The organism is Streptomyces sp. NPDC039609, assembly GCF_055596705.1.
On sequence record NZ_JBVIUJ010000008.1, the window covers coordinates 384175 to 406585 of the forward strand.

16 protein-coding genes are annotated in these 22411 nt (G+C 71.5%); 4 read left to right on the forward strand and 12 right to left on the reverse strand.

Going from position 1 to position 22411, the window contains the following annotated elements:
* Positions 1 to 295: 295 nt before the first annotated feature.
* Together ACZ561_RS25555 and ACZ561_RS25560 are read left to right on the forward strand one after the other, a co-directional pair.
* Positions 296 to 1978, forward strand: a complete 1683-nt coding sequence (locus tag ACZ561_RS25555) for an ATP-binding protein (RefSeq protein WP_470999172.1) — start codon at positions 296 to 298, stop codon at positions 1976 to 1978.
* Positions 1975 to 2658 (forward strand): response regulator, encoded by a 684-nt coding sequence (locus tag ACZ561_RS25560; RefSeq protein WP_470999174.1) that lies wholly within the window; start codon positions 1975 to 1977, stop codon positions 2656 to 2658. The genes ACZ561_RS25555 and ACZ561_RS25560 overlap by 4 nt, the downstream gene beginning before the upstream one ends.
* A gap of 15 nt (positions 2659 to 2673) precedes the next feature.
* On the opposite strand, the gene ACZ561_RS25565 is transcribed toward ACZ561_RS25560, so the two are convergent.
* From ACZ561_RS25565 to ACZ561_RS25585, 5 genes are all read right to left on the reverse strand, one after another.
* Complete coding sequence (locus ACZ561_RS25565; RefSeq protein ID WP_470999176.1) at positions 2674 to 4272, reverse strand: solute symporter family protein; 1599 nt, start codon at positions 4270 to 4272, stop codon at positions 2674 to 2676.
* The gene (locus ACZ561_RS25570; protein ID WP_470999178.1) at positions 4269 to 4781 is read right to left on the reverse strand and encodes a DUF485 domain-containing protein; all 513 of its coding nucleotides are present in this window, start codon (positions 4779 to 4781) and stop codon (positions 4269 to 4271) included. The genes ACZ561_RS25565 and ACZ561_RS25570 overlap by 4 nt, the downstream gene beginning before the upstream one ends.
* 98 nt (positions 4782 to 4879) lie before the next feature.
* Entirely contained in the window at positions 4880 to 5638 is a 759-nt protein-coding gene (locus ACZ561_RS25575) for a response regulator (RefSeq protein ID WP_470999180.1), read from the reverse strand.
* Positions 5635 to 6807: a sensor histidine kinase gene (locus ACZ561_RS25580; protein WP_470999182.1), complete on the reverse strand. Its 1173-nt coding sequence runs from the start codon at positions 6805 to 6807 to the stop codon at positions 5635 to 5637. Before ACZ561_RS25580 ends, ACZ561_RS25575 begins: the two co-directional genes overlap by 4 nt.
* A 114-nt stretch (positions 6808 to 6921) precedes the next feature.
* On the reverse strand, positions 6922 to 9039 hold the full coding sequence (locus ACZ561_RS25585; protein ID WP_470999184.1) for a DNA gyrase/topoisomerase IV subunit B: 2118 nt from the start codon (positions 9037 to 9039) through the stop codon (positions 6922 to 6924).
* Between the two features lie 432 nt (positions 9040 to 9471).
* Between ACZ561_RS25585 and ACZ561_RS25590 the strand changes: the two genes are divergently transcribed.
* Positions 9472 to 9702 (forward strand): DUF7455 domain-containing protein, encoded by a 231-nt coding sequence (locus ACZ561_RS25590; protein ID WP_329115038.1) that lies wholly within the window; start codon positions 9472 to 9474, stop codon positions 9700 to 9702.
* A 134-nt stretch (positions 9703 to 9836) separates the two neighbouring features.
* Here the strand turns inward: ACZ561_RS25590 and ACZ561_RS25595 are convergent, their stop codons facing one another.
* From ACZ561_RS25595 to ACZ561_RS25625, 7 genes are all read right to left on the reverse strand, one after another.
* A complete protein-coding gene (locus tag ACZ561_RS25595; protein ID WP_470999186.1) occupies positions 9837 to 10655 on the reverse strand; it encodes a serine protease in 819 nt (272 codons plus the stop codon).
* A 133-nt stretch (positions 10656 to 10788) separates the two neighbouring features.
* Positions 10789 to 12336 carry an RNA polymerase sigma factor gene (locus ACZ561_RS25600; RefSeq protein WP_470999188.1) on the reverse strand — a complete coding sequence of 516 codons (1548 nt, stop codon included), beginning with the start codon at positions 12334 to 12336 and terminating at the stop codon, positions 10789 to 10791.
* A 377-nt stretch (positions 12337 to 12713) separates the two neighbouring features.
* Positions 12714 to 13601, reverse strand: a complete 888-nt coding sequence (locus ACZ561_RS25605; RefSeq protein WP_470999190.1) for a FadR/GntR family transcriptional regulator — start codon at positions 13599 to 13601, stop codon at positions 12714 to 12716.
* A 160-nt stretch (positions 13602 to 13761) separates the two neighbouring features.
* On the reverse strand, positions 13762 to 15522 hold the full coding sequence (locus tag ACZ561_RS25610; RefSeq protein ID WP_470999192.1) for an ABC transporter ATP-binding protein: 1761 nt from the start codon (positions 15520 to 15522) through the stop codon (positions 13762 to 13764).
* A gap of 118 nt (positions 15523 to 15640) precedes the next feature.
* On the reverse strand, positions 15641 to 16411 hold the full coding sequence (locus ACZ561_RS25615) for an NUDIX hydrolase (protein ID WP_470999194.1): 771 nt from the start codon (positions 16409 to 16411) through the stop codon (positions 15641 to 15643).
* 107 nt (positions 16412 to 16518) lie between these two features.
* On the reverse strand, positions 16519 to 18558 hold the full coding sequence (locus ACZ561_RS25620; protein WP_470999196.1) for a glycogen debranching N-terminal domain-containing protein: 2040 nt from the start codon (positions 18556 to 18558) through the stop codon (positions 16519 to 16521).
* 115 nt (positions 18559 to 18673) lie between these two features.
* Complete coding sequence (locus tag ACZ561_RS25625) at positions 18674 to 20041, reverse strand: DUF4192 domain-containing protein (protein ID WP_470999198.1); 1368 nt, start codon at positions 20039 to 20041, stop codon at positions 18674 to 18676.
* Positions 20042 to 20174: 133 nt separating this feature from the next.
* Here ACZ561_RS25625 and ACZ561_RS25630 point away from each other — a divergent pair, with 133 nt between their 5' ends.
* A complete protein-coding gene (locus tag ACZ561_RS25630; RefSeq protein WP_470999200.1) occupies positions 20175 to 22358 on the forward strand; it encodes a RecQ family ATP-dependent DNA helicase in 2184 nt (727 codons plus the stop codon).
* Positions 22359 to 22411 lie beyond the last annotated feature (53 nt).

Genomic DNA, 22411 nt, shown 5'->3' on the forward strand with positions numbered 1-22411 from the left:
AAGCCCCCAGAATAGGCACGCCCCCCAGGAAGCCCGCACCCGGCGACGGACGCGCCACCGCCCCACCGGCCGGCCCGCGCGCCGCGAAGCCGCCGTACGCGCCGACGGCGCGCCACCGCCCACAGGGCGACCCGCACCTCTGCTCTCCATGGCTGCACAGGTGGTGCGGGCGGGAACCCCAGCCCGGCCGCATCACCCCGGGCCCGCGGCCGCACCACCCGCCTCCGCCCACCGCCGCCCGCCCAGGGCCCCGCACATTTCCGGTCCCGGCCACCCTCCCCGTACCGTTCCTGCCATGAGCCCCGCACCGACCACCCCGCCGCCGCCCCCCGCGCGACGCAGGCGGTTCGGCTGGCCGCAGCGGGTCTTCTCGCAGGTCCTCCTCATGCAGCTGGCCATCGCGACCGGGGTCACGGTCCTGGCCACCGGCCTCTTCCTCGCCCCCCTCAGCGCCCAGCTCGACGACCAGGCCATGCGCCGCGCCCTCGCCATCGCCGAGACGACCGCCTCCCCTCAGGTCGCCACCGCGCTGACGGGCTCCGCGCCCTCCGCCCAGGGCCCCGTACAGGCGGAGGCCGAGCGGATCCGGCAGTCCACCGGCGCCGAATACGTCGTCGTCATGGACACCCGCGGCGTGCGCTGGTCCCACACCGACCCCGCGCAGATCGGCAGGCGCGTCTCCACGGACCCCAGTGAGGCGCTCGCCGGGCGCGAGGTCATGGAGATCGACAGCGGCACCCTTGGCCGCTCCGCGCGCGGCAAGGCCCCCTTGCACGGCCCCGACGGGACGATCGTCGGCGCGGTGTCCGTCGGTATCGAGTACGACAGCGTGCAGGACCGCCTGCTCGGCGCGATCCCGGGACTCCTCGCGTACGCGGGCGGCGCCCTGGCGGCCGGTGCCCTCGCCGCGTATCTGATCTCCCGCAGGCTCCAGCGGCGGACCCACGACCTGGCGTTCTCCGACATCTCCGCGCTGCTCGCGGAGCGCGAGGCCATGCTCCACGGCATCCGCGAGGGCGTCGTCGCCCTCGACCGCACGGGCCGCGTGCGCCTGATGAACGACGAGGCCCAGCGCCTCCTCGGGATCGGCCCGGAGGCCACCGGCCGGCCGCTGGAGGATGCCCTCGGTCCCGGCCGCACGGCCGATGTGCTGGCCGGGCGGGTCACGGGCGAGGATCTTGTGACCGTCCGCGGCCACCGCGTCCTCATCGCCAACCGGATGCCGACGGACGACGGCGGCGCCGTGGCGACCCTGCGCGACCGCACCGAGCTGGAGAGGCTCGGGCGCGAGCTGGACTCCACCCGCGGCCTGATCGACGCCCTGCGCGCCCAGGACCACGAGCACGCCAACCGGCTGCACACCCTGCTGGGCCTCCTCGAGCTGGAGATGCACGAGGAGGCGGTCGAGTTCGTCACCGAGGTCGTCGGCGTCCATCGAGCCACGGCCGAGCAGGTCACGGAGAAGGTTCACGATCCGCTGCTCGCCGCGCTCCTGGTCGGCAAGGCCACGGTCGCCGCGGAGCGGGGCGTGTCGTTGCGGATCTCGTCCGACTCGCTGCTCCCCGACCGTCTGGTGGACCCGCGCGAGCTGGTCACCGTCGTCGGCAACCTCGTCGACAACGCCCTGGACGCCGCCGCGGGCACCGCCGAACCGCGCGTCGAGATCGCGCTGCGGGCCGAGGGACGCACGGCCGTCCTGCGTGTCACCGACAGCGGCCCGGGCGTCCCGGACGACCGCCGCGAACTGATCTTCACCGAGGGCTGGACCACGAAGGAGCTGCCGTCGCACGGCAAGCGGGGTCTGGGCCTGGCTCTGGTCCGCCGGCTCGCCGAGCGCCGGGGCGGCAGCGCGCGGGTCGCCGACGGACCGGACGGGGGCGCCGAGTTCACCGTCGTACTCCCGGAGGCACTCAGCGAGCCGGAACCCGGATCGGCGCCGGAGCCCGCCATGGCCCGGGCGGGCGAGGAGCCGCGATGATCGACGTGCTGGTCGTGGACGACGACGTACGCGTCGCTCAGATCAACGCGGCCTATGTGACGAAGATGCCCGGGTTCCGCGTCGTCGCCACCGCCCACTCGACCGCGGAGGCGATCACCCGCCTCGGTGAGGTCCCGGTCGACCTCATCCTGCTCGACCACTACCTGCCGGACGAGAACGGCCTCGCGGTCGTACGGGAGCTGCGCCGGCAGGGCCATCAGACCGACGTGATCATGGTCACCGCCGCGCGCGACGTGGCGACGGTCCAGGCGGCGATGCGCCACGGCGCGCTCCAGTACCTGGTCAAGCCGTTCACGTTCGCCGGGCTGCGCGCCAAGCTGGAGGCGTACGCCGCCCTGCGCCACACCCTCGACGGGGGCGGCGAGGCCGAGCAGGCGGAGGTGGACCGGTTCTTCGGCGCCCTGTCGGCGGGTGCGGCCGAGCCCGCACTGCCGAAGGGTCACTCCCCCACCACCGCCGAGCTCGTACGGCAGGTGCTGCTCGCCGCCGACGGAGCCCTGTCCGCGCAGGAGATCGCCGAGCGCGCCGGGGTGAGCAGGCAGACCGCCCAGCGCTATCTCAAGCTGCTCGAACGCACAGGGCGCGTACGCCTCTCGCTGAGGTACGGCGAGACGGGCCGGCCCGAGCACCGCTACGTCTGGGTCCCGGCCGCCCGCTGAGCTGCCTCCCGGGGCTCACACGGCGCCCGCACCGGTCAGCGCCCTGACCTCGGTCTCCGCGTGCTTGGCCGCGTCGGGCGGTTCGGAGGAGGTGACCGCGCCGATCCAGCCCGCCAGGAAGCCGAGCGGGATGGAGACCACCCCCGGGTTCTGCAGCGGGAACAGATGGAAGTCGACGCCCGGGAAGAGCGCGTCGGGGCTGCCGGAGACGACCGGCGAGAGCACGACCAGCAGGACGGCCGGGATCAGCCCTCCGTACACCGACCACACGGCGCCCCGCGTGGTGAACTTCCGCCAGAAGAGCGAGTAGAGCAGCACGGGGAGGTTGGCGGAGGCGGCGACCGCGAAGGCGAGTCCGACCAGGAACGCCACGTTGAGGTCGCGGGCGAGCAGGCCAAGACCGATCGCGGCCACCCCGATGCCCGCGGCGGCCAGGCGTGCCACGGTCACCTCGCTGTACTGCTTCGCGTGCGCGTTGCGGCGGCGCAGCGAGGCGTACAGATCATGGGCCACGGACGCGGAGGAGGCGAGCGTGATCCCGGCGACAACGGCCAGGATGGTGGCGAAGGCGATGGCTGCGACGATCGCGAAGAGCACGGTGCCACCGGTCGACCCCGCACCGCCGCCGAGGTCGAGGGCGAGGAGCGGTACGGCGGTGTTCCCGGCGGCGTTGGAGGCGCGGACGGCGTCGGGTCCGATGATCGCGGCCGCGCCGAAGCCGAGGACGATCGTCATCAGATAGAAGCCGCCGATGAGCCCGATGGCCCAGACGACCGAGCGGCGGGCGGCCCGTGCGGTGGGCACGGTGTAGAAGCGGGACAGGATGTGCGGCAGGCCCGCGGTACCGAGGACGAGCGCGATGCCGAGGCTGATGAAGTCGAGCCGCGCGGTCCACTCTCCGCCGTAGCGCAGCCCCGGTGCGAGGAAGTCCCGTCCGTGCCCGCTGCGCTCCGCGGCGGCGGTGAGCAGCTGGTTGAAGTCACCCTGGAAGCGGAGCAGGACGAGCACGGTGAGGGCGATCGTGCCGGCCATGAGGAGCACCGCCTTGACGATCTGGATCCAGGTGGTCGCGCGCATCCCGCCCAACGACACATAGGTCACCATCAGGGCGCCGACGCCGATCACGGTCCAGGACCGGGCCGCCTCGCTCGTACCACCGAGGAGGAGGGCGACCAGGCTGCCGGCTCCCACCATCTGGGCCACCAGATAGAGCACGGAGACGGTGACGGAGGACGTTCCGGCGGCGATCCGGACGGGGCGTTCCGCCATCCGGGCGGCGACGACGTCGGCGAGCGTGAACCGACCGCAGTTGCGAACCAGTTCGGCGACCAGGAGGAGCACGACCAGCCAGGCGACGAGGAAGCCGACGGAGTACAGCATCCCGTCGTAGCCGAAGAGCGCGATGAGGCCCGAGATGCCGAGGAAGGAGGCGGCGGACATGTAGTCGCCGGCGATGGCGAAACCGTTCTCCATGGGCGAGAACAGTCGTCCGCCGGCGTAGAACTCCTCCGCGGAGCCATGGCGGTTGCGGCTCACCCAGGTGGTGATCCCCAGCGTCACCGCGATGAACGCGCTGAACAGCAGCAGTGCGAGCGTCTGATGGTCGTCGGTCACCGTCCGCCCCCTCGCGTCATCTCCTGGGCGCGCGTTTCGTCGTACACGGTCCAGCGCAGTTCCAGCGCCGCCCGGTCCCGGCGCAGCCGGGCATGCCGGGCATAGGCCCAGGTCAGCAGGAAGGTGGTGAGGAACTGGCCGAGTCCGGCGACCATCGCCACATTCACCGCGCCGGCGACCGGCCGGGCCATCAGTCCGGGTGCCACGGTCGCGGCCACGACATAGGCGAGGTACCAGAGGAGGAAGCCGAGGGCTGCGGGGATCACGAACCGCCGGTAGCGGCCGCGTACTTCCTGGAAGGCAGGACTGCGCTGGACCGCCAGATAGATGTCGGCGGCGCTGTGGGCCGGCTGCTGTCGCGGAACGGCTCCCGGCATCGGCGCGCTGTACGCCGAGGCGCCGGTCGGCGTCTCGGTCTCGGCCGCCTCACCCCAACCGGCGGCCAGTGCGTCATACCAGGGGTCGTCGATCCGCACTGCCGGGAGGCCCGGCCCTTCGTGCTTCTCCACCGGTGAACTCTCCTTGTCAGCGAACCGTTTCGGCCGCGTGCCCAAGGATGGACAGAGCGGGAAGATCCAGGACTCTTCTCCTCTCGCTCTTCACCCCATCAGGTGACGGTTTCGCCAGGTGGTGCCACGAGCCCGTGCTGATATGCGTACCGGACGGCCTGCACCCGGTCACGCACCCCGATCTTGGCGAAGAGGTTGTTGATGTGCGTCTTGACGGTCGCCGTGGAGATGCCGAGCCGGCGGGCGATCTCCTGGTTGGAGAGCCCGTCCGCGACCAGGCGGAGCACTTCGGTCTCGCGCTCGGTGAGTCCGTCGGGCTGCGACTCGCCGTGCCGCGGACCTCGCCATCCGTCCTGCGCCGCCTCGGACGGTCGGCCACAGGCCGGTGCGTACCGCTGAGGCTGGGCCATCAGCTGTTCCAGGAGCCTCCGTTGGACGGCGGGGGCGAGCCCGGCCCGTCCGTCGAGCACGTCGTGGACGGCCCGTACGATCTCCTCCCCGCCCGCGTCCTTGGTGAGGTAGCCGCGGGCACCGGCGCGGAGTGCCAGAAAGAGCGAGTCGTCGTCGGCGTAGGTGGTCAGTACGACGACTTCGGTGTCCGGGTGCTCGGAGCGGATGCGCCGGGTCGCCTCCACCCCGTCGCACCGCGGCATCCGGAGGTCCATGAGCACCACATCGGGGGCGAGTTCCGCGGTCAGCGCGATGGCTTCCTCGCCGTCCCTGGCTGCTCCTACGACCTCGATGCCGGGCAGCAGTCCGAGGACGAGCACGATCCCCTCGCGCACCATGGACTGATCGTCGGCCACGATCACGCGCGCGACCCGGCCGTGGTCGTGCTGCGCGTTCCGACCGCTCATGCCGGCACCCTCAGTCGCACCGCAAACCCTTCGTCCTCGGGGCCGGCCTCCAGCGTGCCGCCCAGGAGTTCGGCGCGCTCCCTCATGCCGATGAGGCCGTAACCGGAACCTGAACCGCTCAGCCCCGCGGCCTCGGTGTCCCCGGCCGCACCCGAGTCCCGTATCTCCAGGGCGATCTCCCCCGTCTCGTAGGCGAGCCGGAGCCGCGTCCTGGCCCCCGGCGCGTGTTTGCGTACGTTCGTGAGGGCTTCCTGGGCCACTCTCCGTACCGCCTGTGAGGCCTCCGCCGGAAGGGGCCTGCGCTCACCGACGACCTCGACCTCGGCCCGGTCCCCGCGGGCCAGCTCCCGCAGATAGTCCTCGACGGGCACCATGTCGCCGCGGAGCGCGGAGAGTGCGTGCCGGGTCTCGGCGAGCCCCTCGCGAGCCATGGACCGGGCGGCGGCCACCCGCTCGAGGACGTCCTCCCGCCGTGCGCCGGACTCGATCTGCAGCCGCGCGGCCTCCAGGTGAACCATCTGCGCGGAGAGGCTGTGCGCCAACACGTCATGGATCTCGCGGGCGATCCTGGCCCGTTCGGTCAGCGCCGCGGAAGCGGCCTCTGCCTCACGAGCGGCCCGCTCCTGAGCCAGCAGCCGGAACCCTGCGCTGCGGGCCTGCGCGTCCAGGCGAAGGGAGTACCCGGTGAGCAGCACGGCGGCCGTGGTCACTCCGGCTCCCAGGAACCCGGTCTCGTCCGCGTCGACGAAGCCTCCGGCGAGGACCAGCACCGTGCCCAGGGCGACGAGCAGCGGGAGGCGCTCCATCGCCGTGACCGACACAACGATCCAGATCAGCGTCGCGGAGACATGGGCTCCGGCGGCATGGGCGCCGAGCCCGACCGCGGCCACGAGGGCGAGCAGCCCGAGCGACCGCGAGAGCTGACGGGCGACGGTGGTGGCGTGATAGGCGACGACCGCCGCCACGCAGAGGGCGAGACCGAGCGGGGGCAGAACCCCGTACCAGCCGGGGAAGACCCCTGAGATGTACGCGCCCGCCACGATCCATGAACAGATCGCGGTGAGCAGCAGGCCGTCGATCACGAGGCGGCCGCGTGGCACGCCGACCCGGGTCAGCGCCTCCGGCGCGGGCCACACGAGCCATCGCCCGGTCGACCTGCTGCGATCCATGTCCGTCCCCCTCCGTCGCTTCGATGCTACGGAGAGGAGATGCGTCTGTGATCGTCTCAGGGGTGGAACTCGGCGGCTCCACCCCTGGGTGGACGGTCGGTCGGACGCGCCGGGCTAGGCGTCGATCCGCGAGCGGTCGAGCGTCGCCGCGGAGCTGGTGATGAACTCCTTGCGGGGAGCCACGTCGTTGCCCATGAGCAGATCGAAGACGTGCTCGGCCGACTCCAGGTCGCCGATGTTGATCCGGCGCAGGGTCCGGTGCCGCGGGTCCATCGTCGTCTCCGCCAACTGGTCGGCGTCCATCTCGCCGAGACCCTTGTAGCGCTGGATGGCGTCCTTGTAGCGGACGCCCTTGCGCTGGAACTCGAGCAGGGTCTGACGCAGCTCGCTGTCCGAGTACGTGTAGACGTACTTGTCCTGGCCCTTCTTGGGCTGGACGAGCTCGATGCGGTGCAGCGGGGGTACGGCGGCGAAGACGCGTCCCTGCTCGACCATGGGCCGCATGTAGCGCTGGAAGAGAGTCAGCAGCAGCGTGCGGATGTGGGAGCCGTCGACATCGGCGTCGGTCATCATGATGACCTTGCCGTACCGTGCGGCGTCGATGTCGAAGGTGCGGCCGGAGCCGGCTCCTATGACCTGGATGATCGCTCCGCACTCGGCGTTCTTGAGCATGTCCGAGACGGAGGACTTCTGGACGTTGAGGATCTTGCCGCGGATCGGCAGCAGGGCCTGGAACTCGCTGTTACGGGCGAGCTTGGCGGTGCCGAGCGCGGAGTCTCCCTCGACGATGAAGAGCTCGCTGCGCTCCACGTCGTCGCTGCGGCAGTCGGCGAGCTTGGCCGGCAGCGAGGAGGACTCCAGCGCGGTCTTACGGCGCTGCGCCTCCTTGTGCTGCCGGGCGGCGATACGGGTCCTGGCGGCCGCCACGGTCTTGTCCAGGACGGCCCGGGCCTGGGCCTTGGCGTCACGCTTGGTGGACGTCAGGAAGGCCTTCAGCTCCTTGGCGACCACGTTGGCGACGATCCTGCGGGCCGCCGAGGTGCCGAGCACCTCCTTGGTCTGGCCCTCGAACTGCGGCTCGGCGAGCCGGACCGTCACGACCGCCGTGAGGCCCTCCAGGGCGTCGTCCTTGACGATGTCGTCCTCGGCGACGCGCAGGATCTTGGCGGAGCGCAGGACCTCGTTGACCGTCTTGGTGATGGCCTGCTCGAAGCCGGAGACGTGCGTGCCGCCCTTGGGGGTGGCGATGATGTTGACGAAGGACTTGACCGTGCTGTCGTAGCCGGTGCCCCAGCGCAGCGCGACGTCGACGCCCAGCTCACGGGTGACCTCGGTGGGGGTCATGTGGCCGCGGTCGTCGAGGACCGGCACGGTCTCCTTGAAGGTGCCCGTGCCCGTCAGCCGCTGGACGTCGCAGACGGCCTTGTCCTGGGCGAGGAACTCGCAGAACTCGCTGATGCCGCCGTCGAAGCGGAAGGTCTCCTCGCTCTTGCCCACACCGTCCAGGTCCCGCTCGTCGCGGACCACGATGGTCAGGCCGGGAACCAGGAAGGCGGTCTGGCGGGCGCGCTGGTGGAGCGTCTCCAGGGAGAGCTTGGCGTCCTTGAGGAAGATCTGGCGGTCGGCCCAGTACCGCACGCGGGTGCCGGTGCGGGTCTTCGGGACGCGCTTGCCCTTCAGCAGCCCGTTGCCCGGGTCGAAGGGGCTGTCGGGGCCCTGCTCGGTGAAGATGCCGGGCACACCGCGGCGGAAGCTGATCGAGTGCGTGGCGCTGTTCCGGTCGACCTCGACGTCGAGCCGGGCCGACAGCGCGTTCACCACGGAGGCACCCACGCCGTGCAGGCCGCCGGAGGCGGCGTACGAGCCGCCGCCGAACTTTCCGCCGGCGTGCAGCTTGGTCATGACGACCTCGACGCCGGAGAGCCCGGTCTTGGGCTCGACGTCGACCGGGATGCCCCGGCCGTTGTCCTGCACCTCGACGGAGCCGTCGTCGTGAAGGATCACGTCGATGCGGTCGCAGTAGCCGCCGAGGGCCTCGTCGACCGAGTTGTCGATGATCTCCCAGATGCAGTGCATCAGGCCGCGGCTGTCGGTGGACCCGATGTACATGCCGGGGCGCTTGCGGACCGCTTCGAGCCCTTCGAGTACGAGCAGGTGCCGCGCGGTGTAGTTGGAACCGTCACGGTCTGCGGTCAGCAGCGCACTGGACGGCACGGACGTTTCGGCGGTCACGCGGTTCGCTCCTCGCTGAATTTGAAAACTGGCCCGGTGGGGTAAGGCCCGGCGTCGTTCACCGGTCTGAGGGTACCGATGCCTGGTAGAGCCGTTGTCACGCCACCCTCCTGATTTCTCATGCTAGTGCAGAGTCGCATGAGTGTTCGATCCCTCGAAGGGGTGACGTGAACATCACGTTCCCTTCCAGGCATGAACCATTTAGGCTCCGGGCACGTCCTCATGAACAACCGGCAACCCAGCCGGGAGGACGAACCGAGACAAGCAATGCGAAATCCGTAGAGCGACGCAATACGGCTCATTCGCCGCCAACCGGCAGCAGACAGCCACCTCGGGAAGAAGTTTCGAGGAAAAGCCACGAGCGGGAACGTTTTCGGCCTGGTTGGATGTTGACCCTGGTACGACAGCTCGTCGAGCTAGAGAAGAGGCGACGTGACTACTGTTCTGACCCCCGCGAGCCCCCTGACGGCCGCTGACCGCTGCGACCGCTGCGGCGCCCAGGCGTACGTGCGCGTCGTCCTGACCAGCGGCGGTGACTTGCTCTTCTGCGCTCACCACGGGCGCAAGTTCGAGCCGGAACTCAAGAAGATCGCCGCGGAAATACAGGATGAGACGGACCGGCTCACCGACGTGCCGGCCAAGGCAGTAGACGAGGACCGCTGACACCTCGCATCCACGACGAGCCAAGGGCCGGTCGCTGACCGGACGACGGGCGGCCACCCCCGCAGTCAAGGGGGGTGGCCGCCCGTCCTCGCGCGCGGGGCCCGGGTCCGGCTCGGGCCCCGCGCGCGTGCCGCTCAGAGGTTCGCCGGCAGGACCGCCGAGACCCGGGTGTAGACGCCCGGATTCTCGGCCTGACCGCAACCGCTGCCCCAGGACACCAGCCCGATGAGCCGCCCCGCGGCCACCAGCGGCCCTCCACTGTCCCCCTGGCAGGCGTCCCTGCCGCCCTGCGGGTGACCGGCGCACAGCATCGTGTCGCCCCGGTACGCGGCTCCGAAGCCGCCCGGATAGGCCCGCTCGCACGCCGTGTCGGGCAACACCTGGATACGCGCCGAGCGCAGCGTCGAGGCATAGGTGCCGTTGCCCGTGGTGTCCCCCCATCCATAGACGTCCGCCTCCACCCCTGGGGCCTCGGCCGGGTCGCCCGGGCGGGCCGCCTCGATCACATAGGACTGCGGCAGCGCGGTCGCCAGTGTCAGTACGGCCAGATCGTTGGCGTTGGTCGTGGGGTTGTACTCCGGACTGGTCCAGGTGCCGGAGATCCGGATCTCGTGTCCACCCTGACCACTGAGGGCGCTGCGACCCGCGATGACCTTGAGGTCGGTGAGATCCGAGGGCTCGCCGCCCAGGACATCCCTGCCGAGGCAGTGGGCCGCGGTGAGCACCCGGGTGGGCGCGACGACCACGCCTCCGCAGAACTGCCCCCCACGCGTACCTCCGAACCGGTCACGGCTGGAGAGCGCCACGACCCACGGGGCTTCCGCGATCTTCGCGGACTGCCCTCCGACGACGACACTGTCGGCGGCCGCGGGAGCGGCGGCGGCGAACGGGCCCGCCGCCGCCGAGATCAGGCCCAGGGCAGTGGTCACTGCTCGGGCGATGGGGCGACGCATAGAGCCTCCTGACTCTCCGATGATGTCGGTTCACCCAGCGTGGTCCACGTGTCGTCGCCCTGCACCCGCGCACGCCGAAGGGCCCGGCTCTCCTTTTCGGAGAACCGGGCCCTTCGGCGTGTACGACCGCGGACTAGTCGAGGTAGTCGCGCAGGACCTGCGAACGGGACGGGTGGCGCAGCTTCGACATCGTCTTGGACTCGATCTGGCGGATCCGCTCACGCGTGACGCCGTAGACCTTGCCGATCTCGTCCAGCGTCTTCGGCTGGCCGTCGGTGAGACCGAAGCGCATGGAGACCACGCCGGCCTCACGCTCGGAGAGCGTGTCGAGGACCGAGTGCAGCTGCTCCTGGAGGAGCGTGAAGCTGACCGCGTCGGCCGGGACGACCGCCTCGGAGTCCTCGATGAGGTCACCGAACTCGCTGTCTCCGTCCTCACCCAGCGGGGTGTGGAGGGAGATCGGCTCGCGGCCGTACTTCTGGACCTCGATGACCTTCTCCGGGGTCATGTCGAGCTCCTTGGCCAGCTCCTCCGGGGTGGGCTCACGGCCCAGGTCCTGGAGCATCTGGCGCTGGACGCGCGCGAGCTTGTTGATGACCTCGACCATGTGCACCGGGATACGGATGGTGCGGGCCTGGTCGGCCATGGCGCGGGTGATCGCCTGACGGATCCACCAGGTGGCGTACGTGGAGAACTTGTAGCCCTTGGTGTAGTCGAACTTCTCGACGGCGCGGATCAGACCCAGGTTGCCCTCCTGGATCAGGTCCAGGAAGAGCATTCCGCGGCCGGTGTAGCGCTTGGCCAGCGAGACCACCAGTCGGAGGTTGGCCTCCAGGAGGTGGTTCTTGGCGCGGCGGCCGTCCTCGGCGATGATCTCCAGCTCGCGCTTGAGCTTGGGCGCCAGCTTGTCGGAGTTGGCCAGCTTGTCCTCGGCGAACAGACCGGCCTCGATACGCTTGGCGAGCTCGACCTCCTGCTCGGCGTTGAGCAGCGGGACCTTGCCGATCTGCTTCAGGTAGTCCTTGACCGGGTCGGCGGTGGCACCGGCGACCGCGACCTGCTGCGCCGGAGCGTCGTCCTCGTCCTCGTCGGACAGGACGAAGCCCTTGTTCTCGCCCTCGGCCTCTTCGTCCTCGCCCTTGCCGGGCGCGACGTCGTCGAGCAGCTCCTCGCCCTCGACGGCCTCGTCGGCGTCCTTCTTGGCGGCGGTCTTCTTGGCCGTCGTCTTCTTGGCGGTGGCCTTCTTCGCCACCGTCTTCTTGGCCGCGGTCTTCTTCGCGGCCGCCTTCTTGGCCGGCGCTCCGGCCTCGTCGGCCGGGTCCGCGTTCTCTGCCGCCGGGGCCGCCGTGGCGGCCGAGACGGTCTTCGTCACGGTCGTCTTGGCGGTGACGGTCTTGGTGGCGGTGCGCTTGGCCGGGCTCTTCGCTGCGACGCTCTTGCGGGCGCGCTTCGGCGACTCCGCTGCACTGACCATCAGCGTCACACCCTCTTCCTCGAGGATCTGGTTGAGGCTGCGCAGAACATTCTTCCACTGGGTTGGCGGAATCTGGTCAGCCTCGAAGGCCCGACGCACGTCATCGCCGGCGATCTGCCCATCAGCCTTTCCCCGCTCGATGAGCGCCATCACAGACTCGGACTCGGCGATCTCCGGCGGGAGCGTACGGGATGTGCTGGCCGACACGAACAACCTCTCGGAACGATGGAAAACGGCTTCCGGCCCCGCCCAGGATCGGGCCGGAGCCGACGACCATCGGCTGGGAATGTGCCGACGGCGCGGGCTGGACCGGGGAACTGCACAGCGCCTCACGCGGCTGCTGTATTCCTTCCTCGGCTGTCACCTCTTAGGTCATCGCACGGCTTCGAGGAGTGTTACGCCCAATCCGCGTGGCCCGAGTCACACCTCATTTGCGACGAAGCGGCCAGAACGGGCGTTCGTCGCACATTCGCGCCCCCCGAGCCGCCGCGGAACCCTGGGGATGCGCCGTGATCCCCGGGTTCCGCATGGCTCCGGCGGCACGCGAAGCGTACGGCTCCGCGCCCCTGACCGTGGCCTGCGGGTCAGTGCTCACGCGGAGCGGGCACGACGCGCTCCACCTCCGGGTGAACGGTCAGCAGCTGACGCATGGCCGCCTCGGCGCCCTGCGCGTCCCCGGTCGCGAGGCAGTCGACGATGCGCGCGTGGTGCGCCAGGCAGTGCTCACCGGGGCGGTCACAGCCGGTGACCGGACCGCCGGAGACCTGGAGCGCGGCGGCGACGATGCCGGAGAGGTGCTCCAGCATCCGGTTCCCGGCGAGCTGGATCAACAGGGAGTGGAACTCGACGTCGGCCCGGGAGAAGGTGATGCCATCACCCTGGGCGTAGGCGTGCCCCATGATCTCGACCATGTCGGCCAGCCGCTGCTGGACGTCCTCGCGGCCGTGCCCGGCGGCGAGCCGGGCGGCCAGGGGCTCGATCGTCCAGCGCAGCTCGTTCAGCTCGCGGCGCTGATCGTCGCGCTGAGGGCCGAAGGCGCGCCACTCGATGATGTCGGGGTCCAGCAGGTTCCAGTCACTGACGGGCCTGACCCGGGTGCCGACGTTGGGGCGGGCGCTGACCAGGCCCTTCGCCTCCAGGACGCGCAGCGACTCACGTACGACGGTGCGGGAGACCTCGAAGCGCTGACCGATCTCCTCCGGAACCAGTGGGCGGTCGGCGCCGAGGTCGCCGGAGACGATCATCTGCCCGAGCTGCTGGACGAGCTGGCCGTGGAGGCCGCGGCCGCGACTGCCGGCCGTGCGACGACCGACCCGGCCGAGGTCCGTCTCCACTCCTTCCCAGGAGGGCGGACCCACACGGTCGGCGACGGGCGCCTCCGCGTACGGGTAGCGGTCGAGATCGCCCGGGGCGCCGAGGCCGGAGTCGACGGGGCGGGCGGCGGTCATCATGGTGTGCGCAAGGGTACTCACGCATCCTTTGTCGGCGTGCCCCCCGTGACCCTTGAGGTCTTTGGTGAAAAGCACACGAAAGGGTGATCGGCACCCCCTACACAATTGACGATTAATCGGACATATGCGGCCATTTTCAAGGGAGTTGCCGCGGAAGCGGAAGCTTTCGATCCGGAAGTGATCACCAACGCGCCTTGCGACGAAGGCCGGTGAACAGATAGGCGCAGAGCAGGGCGGTCAACGCCAGCGCCAGCGCCACCCCCACGGGCTGGGCGACCACCCGCAACACCCCCGTCAGCCAGCGGTCGGCCGCGGCCGGCCACTCCATGCTGACGAAACCCCGCAGCCGTGCGGGGAGCCCGGAGATCGCACGGCCCGGAGGCCCGGACGTCGCCATCTGCAGCAGGGGCGCGAGGGCCACCGGCACCGCGAGGACCGCCGCCACTCCCGCCGCGGCGACCCGGAAGACCCCGGCTCCGAGCACCCCGGCCCAGGCACAGCCGACGGTCAGACCGAGCCAACTCGCACACAGTGTCGGCCAGTTTTTCGGTACGGGAATCAACTCGCCGCCGTAGACGAGGCGAAGGGTCATGAGGTCGGCGGCCACAACGAGCACGGCCAGGACAAGGGCGACGGCCGCCGCGACAACGAGCTTGGCGAGCAGCAGTCCGAGACGGCGTGGAACCGTGCCGCGGCCGGTGGTGAGCGCCGGGTATCTGTACTCGTCCGCGAACGAGAAAGCGCCGAGCAGCCCGGCTCCGATGGCGGCGGGCGGCAGCGGGGAGAGGGTGGGCCAGCCGGCGAGGAGGGTGGGCACGGGCGTCCGGCCGCTCCGCGCGAGCAGTACCGAGACCACGACCGAGGCGACCAGGACCGCGGCCGCGACGAGCGGGGTGGCCGGGACGCCGAGCAGTCTGCGGATCTCGTACCGGAGTGGACGGAGCGGCGAACGGGTCGGCCGGCGCTTCGCCGGCGGCTCGGGCTCGCGCACGGCAGCGGCGCCGCCTTCGGATTCGGAGGTGCGGCTGCCCACGGGAGTGGCCGCTGAGGATTCGGGCACGTCACGCGAGCCTGTGTCGCCCACCTCGTCGGAGAGTTGGTGGATGAGCACGCCGTGCCGGTACGCGGTCTCGCCGATCGTGGCGCAGTCGCTGCCGTAGACGGAGAGTCGATTGCCCTTCTCGGTGACGACCTCGACGGTGCGGCGCGCGGCGCGCGCCTCCTGCGTGACGACCGAGGCGAGCCGCGCGGCGTGGGGGGTGCGTACGGCCACCCGCGGCCTCAGCCGCGTTCGGGCGAAGTCGGCCACCTCCTGCTCCGCGACGAGGCGGCCGTGGGCGACGGTGACGACCCGGTCGGCGTTGCGGGCCGCGTCCTTGGGGTCGTCGGTGGTGTACAGGACGGTGCCGCCCTCCACGGCGTGGGCACGCAGGAGTTCGTGCAGCCAGGCCTTGTCCCGTGCGGAGAGACCGGCGCCGGGCTCGTCGAGCAGAAGCGCGTGCGGATCGGCCAACAGAGCCGAGGCGAGCCCGAGTCGGCGGTCCATCGCGCGCGGCAGGGTGCCGATGCGCTGGTCGGGGAGGCCGGTGAGTCCTACGGCCCTGAGCATTTCGTCGGCCCTGGACACGGGAACGCCGGTCGCCGCGCACAGCATCCGCAACTGGCTCCGCATGGTGCGCGAGGGGTGCCCGGGGACGTCCCCCAGCAGCACACCGACCTCACCGGGGGGATGGGCGACGCGATGGAGAGGGCGGCCGCGGAAGTACGTGACGCCACGGCCGGGCTCGAGTTCGAGCATCAGCCGCAAGGTGGTGGTCTTGCCGGATCCGGCGGGGCCGAGGAGGGCGGTGACCTGCCCCGGCCGGGCATCGAAGGTGAGATCGTCCACGGCGGGCCGGCGGTCGCGGCGGGGGCTGCTGGTGAGTCCGAAGGCCTGGAGCATCGCTTCTCTCGCGGTAGGTGACACCGCTCCGCGGCAGGGCGGCTATCGAAGCAAGATAACGCGACATTTCGGACTTTTGGCGCAGGGTTGGAACCTCGGGTCGCCCTGGAGAGCGCCGTCAGACCTCGGGACGCAGCATGGGCGGGTTGAGCAACGTCGCCCCACCCGCACGGAAGAGCTGCGCGGGGCGGCCGCCCTGGCGCGTGGTGGTGCCACCCGCGGGAACCAGGAAACCCGGGGTACCGGTCACCTTCCGGTGGAAGTTGCGCGGGTCGAGCGCGACACCCCAGACGGCCTCGTACACCCTCCTGAGCTCGCCGACCGTGAACTCCGGCGGGCAGAAGGCGGTGGCCAGCGAGGAGTACTCGATCTTGGAACGGGCCCGCTCCACTCCGTCGGCGAGGATCTGCGCGTGATCGAACGCGAGCGGCTCCCCCTGCCCCTCCTCGCGCTCGAGGGAACCGTCCTTTCCGAGCACTTCCTCGACCGGCGCCCAGCGTGCGCTGTTCGCGTCACCACCCGCGCGCGGCGCCGGCAGGTCCGGGGCGAGCGCCAGATGGGCGACGCTGACCACCCGCATCCGGGGGTCGCGCTGCGGATCCCCATAGGTCGCCAGCTGCTCGAGGTGCGCGCCGTTGCTCGCCATGGGCGACGGGGCCCCGGGGTCGTGGACGCAGAGTCCGGTCTCCTCCACCAACTCGCGCGCCGCCGCGGCGCCGAGGTCCTCGTCATCGCGGACGAATCCGCCCGGCAGCGCCCAGCGGCCCTGGAACGGAGCTTCTCCCCGTCTCACGATCAGGGCGCACAGCGCGTGGCCCCGCACGGTGAGCACGACCAGATCGACGGTGACGGCAAAGGGCGGGAAGGCCGACGGGTCGTAGGGAGACATGCCGCGATCATAGTCGTCTTCCTGACGATAAACACTCCCCTCCGCTACATCGAGAATCACTTCTTGTCCCTCCCGTGAGGCTTCCTTCACGCTGCCACCCCGCATGGTCAGCCTCCCAGCTGAAGGCCGTCGCCGGCCTCCTCGACCATGCCGAGCCCGAGTCGGCTCACCCTCACCGTGAACGGCTCCCCCGCGACCCGCAGCCCCGACAGTCGTACCGCGCCGAGCGGAGCCGACCGGACGGGATGCAGGGCCACGGTCCGGCCGGGCGCATCGGGCCGGATCCCGGCGAGGGTCGTCAGGAGATGGACGCCGGCGGCCGCTGCCACTGCGGCCGGACGGCAGGCCGCCGGGTGCGGCACCGGAACACCACCGGCCGTGCGCTGGGCACCCGCGTACATCTCGGGCAGGCGGTGGCCGAACGCCTCCGCCGCGTCGAGGGCGCCACGGAGCAGGGACGCGGCCTCCCTCTCGTATCCCGCCGCTACGAGCCCGGCCACGGCGACCGCCGTTTCATGGACGCGCACGGCTCCCGCCCGGTGCCCGAAGGGGTTGTGTCCGGGTTCCTTGGCACCGAGGCTGCGCAGCCCCCAACCGGAGTCCAGGGCCGGGGTACCGAGCAACCGGGCCAGCTGTTCGGTCTCTGCCCTGTCCAGCAGGCCGGGGGCGTACCGGCCGCCGCCCAGCAGGCCGGTGTCGAGGAGGTGTGCCGCCCACCCTCCGAGCTGGGTCCATGGTCCGCCGCCCGGCGCCCGGGCGGCGGCGGGTCTGCCGCCGGACCTGTCGTCGAGCCAGAACTCCGCGCGGAATCGGGCTCGAAGGATGCTCGCCCACTCCCGCCAGGCGTCCCCGCCCGGACGGCCGCATGCGTCGAGGAGGTCGGCGCCGAGCACGGCCGCACGGTGGGCATGGGCCTGAGTCTCGGCCCGCCAGGGACCGGAGGGCCCCGGGTCCGGGACGAACCCGTGCGGGTCGGCGGCGGCCCGCAGCCACTGCAGACACCGTTCCGCCGCGGGAAGCAGCTCCTCGAGGTCCTGCTCGGGCAGCCCCCAGCGTCTGGCCTCGGCCAAGGCGGCGGGGAAGGCGAGTGTGGCCTCGATTCCGGTGCAGCGGGGCGGCAGGTAGGGCCCCGCATCCCTGAGAGGGCCGGGGATGCGTCCCTCCGCCGGGCCCGGTCCACCGATCTGGGTACGGGCCAGCGTTCGGAGCGTGGTGACGGCGAGCCGAGTACCGAGGGGCAGGGCCATGCGCGCTGCCCAGAGCGCTTCGGAGGTGGCGGGTCCGCAGCGCCAGGGCACTCCGGCCGCGAGATGGACGTCCGCCGGGTGGGCCGTGTCGCGCTGGAGGAGGGCCCGCAGATCGTCGACGGATGTTCGTAGGAGTTCCCCGATCCGGTGATCGTCGCCCTCGGCACGGGCCTCGGCGAGGACGCTGCCGCCGGGCCGCCCGACCCCTGGCGCGGGGAGTGGGGCAGACCGGGGTGTCCGGTCCGCGCGCACCCTGAGTTCGATGATGCTTGTGGCTCCGGGGGCCAACTCGACCTCCCACCGCAGAAGACCGGCAGCGGCCAGCGCGTCCATCGGCGGCGGGTCCGCGGTGACGGCCGCGTACCGGCCGTCGTCCGCCGTCCAGCGCATCCCGGTGCCGTGGACGCTGGGGAAGATTTCGGGCCCCGGCTGCCCGGACGCCACCGCGCCCAGATCCGCGAGATCCGTCCCGAGAGCGATCTCCACCGGGAGGCGCAACGGTCGCGCGACCGAGCTGCGCAGGGTGATCCGCTCGGTTCCGTCGGCGCAGCGCGAGCGCTCGACGGTGATCCCGGGGTCGGGCCCGTTGTCCCCCGTCGTACGCAGAGCCCCGAGGAACACGGCCCGGTCGGCGGCGGACCGCCTGCCCTGGAGTGCGATGGGTTCGCGTCCGGCCACCCGCAGCACACAGCGGGAGAGGAGTCTCCGTCCGGACAGATAGACCCCTTCGAGGCCGTGCCCGGTGAGCTGTCCGTGGTCCGCACAGATGACGAGGGCGGGCAGGGCGACGCAGATGAGCGCGTTGTGCACCGAGGGCAGCTCGCTCGGCCGTGGGGCGCCCGGGAGGGTGAGTCCGGCGAGGGTCGCGGGGCCGGGTGCCGCTGCGGAACTGGGGGCCATGGGTGGTGTGCGGTGCTCTCTGTGCGATCCGGACTGCCGGTGTGCGGTCGGCGGGACGGGTCGTGGGGCTCCGCCACAGAGCTGAACGCCGCCGCGGGCGGCCTGGTCACGGGCGTCATCGACCGCTCCTCGTCCCCCGCTGTCCGGTGCGCCGGGCCGCGGCGTCCCGCGGCGGCTTCGGTGAGGTCTTGCCAGGGCGGGTGCCGGCGGCGGGCCCGCCCCTCCTGACCGGCTGCGGGCGGGCGCCCCGCGATCCCGCGCGGCGCGCCCCGGCACGGCGCTCGACGGCCGCCGTCCTCGACTCCCGTTCGTGGCGCAGGCAGCTGCGCAGCGACTCGGGATCGAGTCCCTCGTTGCAGGCCTGGTGCAGCAGGCGGGCGAAGACGTATTCGGGGTCGGCGTCCAGCGCGAGACCGAGAGCGACCCGGGCGGCGGGTTCGTCCCCGGTGGACCAGGCGACCCAGCCGGCGAGGGTGAGCGGCGCCGCCGCGTACTCGTCGAACGGCGCCACGCATCGCCGGGCCAGTACTCCCCACAGCCGCAGGGCCGCAGCGCCGTCCGGGCCTTCCATCCATTCGGCGGCCCGGTCCCGTGTGTCACGGTCCTGGAGCCCGAGAATCAGTGCCGCGGCCTTGACGGGGTCGATCAGTGCGTCGTCGGCCGCGTCCCGCTCCGTGGTTCCCGTGCCGCGTACCACCCGGACGGACTCGGATGTCCGTGCCGGTCCTTCGGCCACGGTGGCCGGCCCGCCGTACCTCCGCAGCATCTCGCGGGCGAGCGTGAGCGTCTTCTCCCTGATGTCCTCCCTGCCAGGGCCCGGCGGGTCGTCGAGGATCTGGGGGACGATCACGGACGCGGCCTCGTTCAGGGCCTTGCGCTGCCGCTCGTCGTCGGGCGACGCCCGTGGCCTGAGTCGCGCCTCCATGTCGCGCAGCGATCCCCTCACCTGGATTCCGGCGTAGGCGGCCGACGCCGCCATGACCGATGTACCGGTCAGAGCGAGGGGGGTGCCGTCGGGCGGACAGCAGCGGGTGTCGGGGCAGACGTACGAGAAGTAGAGACCGTCGGAGATGCAGAGGACTTCGTAGACGGGAATGTCGAGCTCGCCGCAGGCCGTACGCAGCCGCTGGGAGAAGGGGCGCAGTCGCTCCATGACGTGGCGGCCGGTCTCGCCGGGCGCGGGGTCCTGGCAGAGGAAGACGACGACGCCGTCCGGGCGGGTGCCGCGCCGGGCGCAGCCTTCGACAAGGCACTCCGCGAGGTGCTCCGCCGTCGAGGGCCACTCGGCGGACGAGCGCGGGATGCCGAGCCTGACCCTGCCGCCGAAGCGGCCGTGCTCGCCGTGGAGGGCGACGAGGACGACGGAGTCGGTGGGGTGGAAGCCCAGCATGAAGGGGAGAGCGTCGGCCAGTTCTGCCGGGCCGCGCAGGGTGATCTGCTGCGATTCGGTCGATCCACGGGATTCGTGCGGGTTCGTGTTCATGGTCACGACGGTCTCGCGGGCGGCGTCGACTCCGAAACCCCTGTGGATAACTCTCGGCGGCCCTCGATCCCGGTTGTCCACAGGTTTCGCGGCTCGTTCGCGCAATGTCCGACCCATCGGGTTGCATGGGGGGATGACCAACGCAGACCGTCTCACCGACCGCGCGGGCCTCCGAGCCACCGCCGATGCCGTACTCGCCCGTCTCGTCGGGGATCCGACCGGCACGGCGAGACTGCGGGAGGACCAGTGGCGGGCCATCGAGGCGCTCGTCGCGGACAAGCGGCGGGCGCTGGTGGTGCAGCGGACCGGGTGGGGCAAGTCCGCGGTGTACTTCGTGGCGACGTCCCTGCTGCGCGAGGCCGGAAGCGGCCCCACGGTGATCGTCTCCCCGCTCCTCGCGCTGATGCGCAACCAGGTCGAGGCGGCGGCCCGTGCCGGTATCCGTGCCCGCACGATCAACTCGTCGAACACGGAGGAGTGGGAGACCGTCCAGCAGGAGGTGGCCGCGGGCGAGGTGGACGTGCTGCTGGTCAGTCCCGAGCGGCTCAACAACCCCGACTTCCGTGACGAGGTTCTTCCTCGGCTCGCCGCCGCCACGGGTCTGCTCGTGGTCGACGAGGCACACTGCATCTCCGACTGGGGCCACGACTTCCGGCCCGACTACCGCCGTCTGCGCACGATGCTGGCGGAGCTTCCGGCCGGCGTCCCCGTGCTCGCCACCACGGCGACGGCCAACGCCCGGGTGACGGCGGACGTCGCCGAGCAGCTCGGTACGGGCGCGGGGACGGACGCGCTGGTGCTGCGTGGCCCGCTCGACCGGGAGAGTCTGAGTCTCGGTGTGGTCCAACTGCCCGACGCCGCGCACCGGCTGGCCTGGCTGGCCGACCATCTCGGCGAGCTTCCCGGATCCGGGATCATCTACACGCTCACGGTCGCGGCCGCCGAGGAGGTCACCACCTATCTCCGCCAGTGCGGGCACACGGTGTCCTCCTACACGGGCCGGACGGAGAACGCGGACCGGCAGCAGGCGGAGGAGGACCTGCAGGCGAACCGGGTCAAGGCGCTGGTGGCGACATCGGCCCTGGGCATGGGGTTCGACAAGCCGGACCTCGGCTTCGTGGTGCACCTCGGTTCGCCGTCCTCTCCGATCGCGTACTACCAGCAGGTGGGCCGTGCCGGGCGTGGGGTGGAGCACGCGGAGGTGCTGCTGCTGCCGGGCAAGGAGGACGAGGCGATCTGGCAGTACTTCGCGTCGGTCGCCTTCCCGCCCGAGGAGCAGGTGCGCCGCACTCTGGACGTCCTGGCACACGCGGGCCGCCCGCTCTCCCTGCCGGCTCTGGAGCCGCTCGTCGAGCTGCGTCGGACCCGGCTGGAGACGATGCTCAAGGTCCTGGACGTGGACGGCGCCGTGCAGCGGGTGAAGGGTGGCTGGACGAGCACGGGACAGTCATGGGTGTACGACACCGAGCGGTACGCCTGGGTGGCGCGTCAGCGAGCGGCCGAGCAGCAGGCGATGCGTGAGTACGCGGCGACGGCGGGCTGTCGGATGGAGTTCCTGCGGCGCCAGTTGGACGACGAGGAAGCCGCCCCGTGCGGCCGCTGCGACAACTGCTCGGGGTCCCGGTTCGACCCGAAGGTGACCGACGCCGCGCTCGACGCCGCCAAGGGTGAGCTGGGGCGGCCGGGCGTGGAGGTGGAGCCGCGCAAGATGTGGCCGACCGGACTCACGGCGGTCGGTGTCGATCTGAAGGGCCGCATCCCGGCGGGTGAGCAGTCGTTCGGCGGGCGGGCGCTCGGGCGGCTCTCGGACATCGGTTGGGGAAACCGTCTGCGTCCGATGCTCTCGGAGCGGGCGGCCGACGGTCCTGTTCCGGACGATGTGGTGCAGGCGGTGGTCCGCGTGCTCGCCGACTGGGCCAAGGGGCCCGGTGGTTGGGCGTCCGGCGCGCCGGACGCTCCCGCTCGGCCGGCCGGCGTGGTCACGATCGCCTCGCGCAGCAGGCCGAACCTGGTCGACTCACTGGGGCGGCGGATCGCGGGGATCGGCCGGATGCCGCTGCTGGGAGCGGTCGAGTACGTGCCGGAGGCGGAGGAGCTGCGGATCTCGCGAACGAACAGCGCCCAGCGGGTTGTGGGGCTCCATCAGGCACTGACGGTTCCCCCCGCGCTGGCCGAACGGCTGGCCTCGGCCGGCGGTCCGGTGCTGTTGGTGGACGACCTGTCGGACAGCGGCTGGACCCTCGCCGTGTCGGCCCGACTGCTGCGCCGGGCGGGAGCGGACGGCGTGTTCCCGCTGGTGCTTGCCGTCCAGGGGTGAAACGGGGAGTGAACACTAGGTGGCTGGGCAGGGATATGAGTGTCATACCGGCG

Excerpts from the sequence above, each read along its gene's own strand:
- ACZ561_RS25575 (WP_470999180.1), bottom strand. The coding sequence starts at position 5,638 with ATGAGCGGTCGGAACGCGCAGCACGACCACGGCCGGGTCGCGCGCGTG.
- ACZ561_RS25595 (WP_470999186.1), bottom strand. The coding sequence starts at position 10,655 with ATGCGTCGCCCCATCGCCCGAGCAGTGACCACTGCCCTGGGCCTGATC.
- ACZ561_RS25580 (WP_470999182.1), bottom strand. The coding sequence starts at position 6,807 with ATGGATCGCAGCAGGTCGACCGGGCGATGGCTCGTGTGGCCCGCGCCG.
- ACZ561_RS25615 (WP_470999194.1), bottom strand. The coding sequence starts at position 16,411 with ATGTCTCCCTACGACCCGTCGGCCTTCCCGCCCTTTGCCGTCACCGTC.
- ACZ561_RS25610 (WP_470999192.1), bottom strand. The coding sequence starts at position 15,522 with ATGCTCCAGGCCTTCGGACTCACCAGCAGCCCCCGCCGCGACCGCCGG.
- ACZ561_RS25620 (WP_470999196.1), bottom strand. The coding sequence starts at position 18,558 with ATGGCCCCCAGTTCCGCAGCGGCACCCGGCCCCGCGACCCTCGCCGGA.
- ACZ561_RS25630 (WP_470999200.1), top strand. The coding sequence starts at position 20,175 with ATGACCAACGCAGACCGTCTCACCGACCGCGCGGGCCTCCGAGCCACC.
- ACZ561_RS25625 (WP_470999198.1), bottom strand. The coding sequence starts at position 20,041 with ATGAACACGAACCCGCACGAATCCCGTGGATCGACCGAATCGCAGCAG.
- ACZ561_RS25560 (WP_470999174.1), top strand. The coding sequence starts at position 1,975 with ATGATCGACGTGCTGGTCGTGGACGACGACGTACGCGTCGCTCAGATC.
- ACZ561_RS25555 (WP_470999172.1), top strand. The coding sequence starts at position 296 with ATGAGCCCCGCACCGACCACCCCGCCGCCGCCCCCCGCGCGACGCAGG.